This is a genomic window from Pseudomonas sp. Sample_9, assembly GCF_004307535.1.
GTDB classification, from domain to species: domain Bacteria; phylum Pseudomonadota; class Gammaproteobacteria; order Pseudomonadales; family Pseudomonadaceae; genus Aquipseudomonas; species Aquipseudomonas mercuritolerans.
In genome coordinates this window covers 4,711-7,796 of the sequence record NZ_RAZO01000263.1, presented here as the reverse complement: position 1 = coordinate 7,796, position 3,086 = coordinate 4,711, and the positions used below count along the sequence as shown (strand labels likewise).

Genomic DNA, 3,086 nt, shown 5'->3' with positions numbered 1-3,086 from the left:
GCATCGATCCCGTTCAGGTAGTTCGGACTCAGTGGATTGCCCGACTGCCCCGTACCGTTCTGCGCCATCAGTGGCTCGCTCTGGCCGAAGTCGACGATAAAGCGCATCGACGGCGCGCGCGTGGTGGCGAAGTCCTGACCCCAGGCAAATGCCGAGCTGTTCAGCGTGGTGTGATCGCCACCAGCCGCCAGCGGCCCGCGAACGGTCTGACCATTGCTGTTTTTCCACGCATAGCTGTGCAATTTGCCCCACTGCCAGGCGCGATGATCGCCGCCCAACTGGCTGTCTCCCGCTGTAATCGCTGCAGCGAGGCTACGGGCGAGAATCACGGATTTGTCTTCCTTCTGCGGCGTGCGCAGATCATCCCAGAACGGACTGTCCTCACGTCCCAAGAGATGATCGGCCTGCGCCGCGTAGGACAGATCGCCATTGGCGACAAAGGCCTTCCACGCCGGGCTCGACTCAGGACCCAGTTCATCGAGGAAGATCTGCTTCATGCTTTCCTGCAGAAACAGTTCGTAGATCGCCGCATCCGCCGAGGTCGGGCTGAGCTTGCCGTCGAACGCCATCAAACGGGTGAAGGCTTCGCGAGCCTTGCTGCGCTCGGCGTCCGGCAGGGCGTCGATCGCCTGTTTCAGCGGTTGCTTCATCCCCGGCGCTTCGAAGATTTTTTTCAGCTTGGCGGCGAACGTGGTGGTCTGGTCGTACTGCATGGCGATCACGCTGCGGCTGTCGTGCTTGCCGCTGCCAGCCATTTCCGCCAAGCGTTCGCCACGCTCCGGTGCCGCCCAGGATTTCGACAACTGCATGCCGTAGCCGTCGGGAATCACCCGCTGGTTGGCGGTGCCGAGCCAGCCTTGTGCCGGGTCCTGATCGTAGGGGTGCAGCATCGGGTCGGCATAACCGTCCCAGTCGTAGCGACCGTCCCAGCCCGGCGAGGGCAGCAGGCCTTCGCCTTCGCGACGGTTGGGGAAGCGCCCGGTGACTTGCCAGCCGATATTGCTCGCATCGGCAAAGACCAGATTGAGGGTGATGGCGCGGATTTCGCGGCTGGCGTCCGAGGCGCGCTCGACGTTCTGCGCGCGGGTCAGGTCGAAGAAGGCATCCAGGGTTTTGTCGTCAGTGAAATTCGGTGTCTGCAACGCGAGGCCGAAACCGCTGCCCTGCGCCGCTGCCTGGGAACTGTTGAGCAGCGCGCCGTGGCGCGTTTCGTAAACGGCTTCGCGAATCGGCCGCTGGCCTTTGACGAAGTAGGTTTCGTTGCGCACGCCCAGCGGCTGCCATTTGCCGTTGACCTCATAGGTCAGGCTGCTGCCCTGACGGCGGATTTTCTCGAGGAAAAGATCCTGGTTATCGCCGAGCACGCTGGTCATGCTCCACGCCACTTTGCCGTTGAAGCCGCCGAGCACCATCGGCAGACCGGCAACCGTGACGCCGGCGGCCTGATATTTCGGCGCACGTATCTGCACGAAACTCCACAGCGACGGCGCGGCCAGCGGCCCGTGCGCATCGCTGGCCAGCAGGCTCTTGCCGCTGCGGCTGCGTTGCGGGGCGATTGCCCAGTTGTTCGCAGTCGGCGTGGCGAGCAGGTTCAGCGCCGACAGTTGCTGGCTGGCGCTGCTCAGTTCCGTCAGCCCCGGAATCTGCCCGTTGAGCTTGAGGCCTTGCAGTTTGTCGGCTTCAGCCACTGGCAGGTTTTCATCAGGCGCCGACGGGCTCAGCCAGGCGAGTTTGTCAGTGGTGACGGTTTGCGCGAGCACCAGCGACTGGATTTCCTCCGACAGGTTGGCCGACTGGCTGAAATTCAGCAGGGCAAAAATCAGCGCCGAATCTTCCGGTTTCCAGTATTCCGGTTTGTAACCGCTGGCGGCGAGGTCGCCCGGCAACTTGTCGGCGTAGCGGAACAGGTAGGCGTTGACGCCCCGTGCGTAGACTTCGAAGAAACGCTTGAGCCGTGGCGACGAGGCCTTGTACAGCTCGCCGGCGCTCTTTTTCAGATTGACCGCGCGCATGTAGCGGTCGGCATCGAGCATCGACGCGCCGGACATTTCCGCCAACCGGCCCTGAGCCAACAGGCGCAGGGTGACCATCTGGTTGATGCGGTCGCTGGCGTGGACGTAACCGAGACTGAACAGCGCGTCATGAAAGCTGTTGCTTTCGATCAGCGGCATGCCCATCGCATTGCGCCGCACCGAAACGTTCTGCGCCAGGCCCTTGAGCGGTTGCACGCCGGAGGTCGGCGGCAGGCTGTCCTGGGCGTTCCAGGTCTGGCAACCGGACAGGCCGAGAACACCGGCCACTGCTGCGGCAACGCCGAACCGGGGAAGAAAATGTGTAAGGGCTGGCGAGGCCATGGCGAAGCTCCTGCGGGGGTATAAGGCTGGGGGCGCAATAAAGCCGCTACGTTAGTGACGGCGCGAGGGCCGCGCAAGCGGGGCGAGCGGTTATTTATGCAGTTGTCGGCTGATCGGTCAGAGGCGTGACAGTTGCTTGTGGGAAAGCGCTGATGTTGAACTACGGAACGAGTCCCGAGCCCTGTCAGGAGAAAGATCGCTATGGAGCTTCAGAGCAACGCTGCGCTGATCATCATCGACCAGCAGAAAGGCATTTTGCATCCGCGCCTGGGGCGGCGGAATAATCCTCAGGCCGAGGAAAGAATGCTTGAGCTACTGGCGCTGTGGCGGCGCAGCGGGCGCCCGGTGGTTCACGTGCAGCACTTTTCGCGCTCGCCTGATTCCGTGTTCTGGCCGGAGCAGGAGGGGGTGGAGTTCCAGCCGCGCTTTATGCCGCAGGACGGTGAATGGCTGATTCAGAAACAGGTTCCGGATGCGTTTTGTGCCAGTGGGCTGGAGGCGCAGTTGCGTGAGGCTGGCATCGGGCAACTGATCATCGTTGGTGTGGCGACCAATAACTCTGTTGAGTCGACGGCGCGCACTGCGGGCAATCTGGGTTTCGATACGTTTGTGGCTGAGGATGCGTGCTTCACCTTCGACAAGGCCGATTATTTCGGCACACCGCGTACCGCTGAAGAGGTGCACGGGATGTCGCTGGGCAATCTGCATGGGGAGTATGCGACGGTGGTCAGT

Annotated in this window: 2 protein-coding genes; one reads left to right on the top strand and one right to left on the bottom strand. The window is 62.5% G+C overall.

The genetic code is table 11. The features are described 5' to 3' along the window. On the bottom strand, positions 1-2,354 hold a 2,354-nt coding region (locus tag D6877_RS14775), incomplete at its 3' end, for a penicillin acylase family protein (protein WP_130911274.1). Between the two features lie 201 nt (positions 2,355-2,555). Between D6877_RS14775 and D6877_RS14770 the strand changes: the two genes are divergently transcribed. Next, on the top strand, positions 2,556-3,086 hold a 531-nt coding region (locus D6877_RS14770), incomplete at its 3' end, for a cysteine hydrolase family protein (protein ID WP_130911276.1).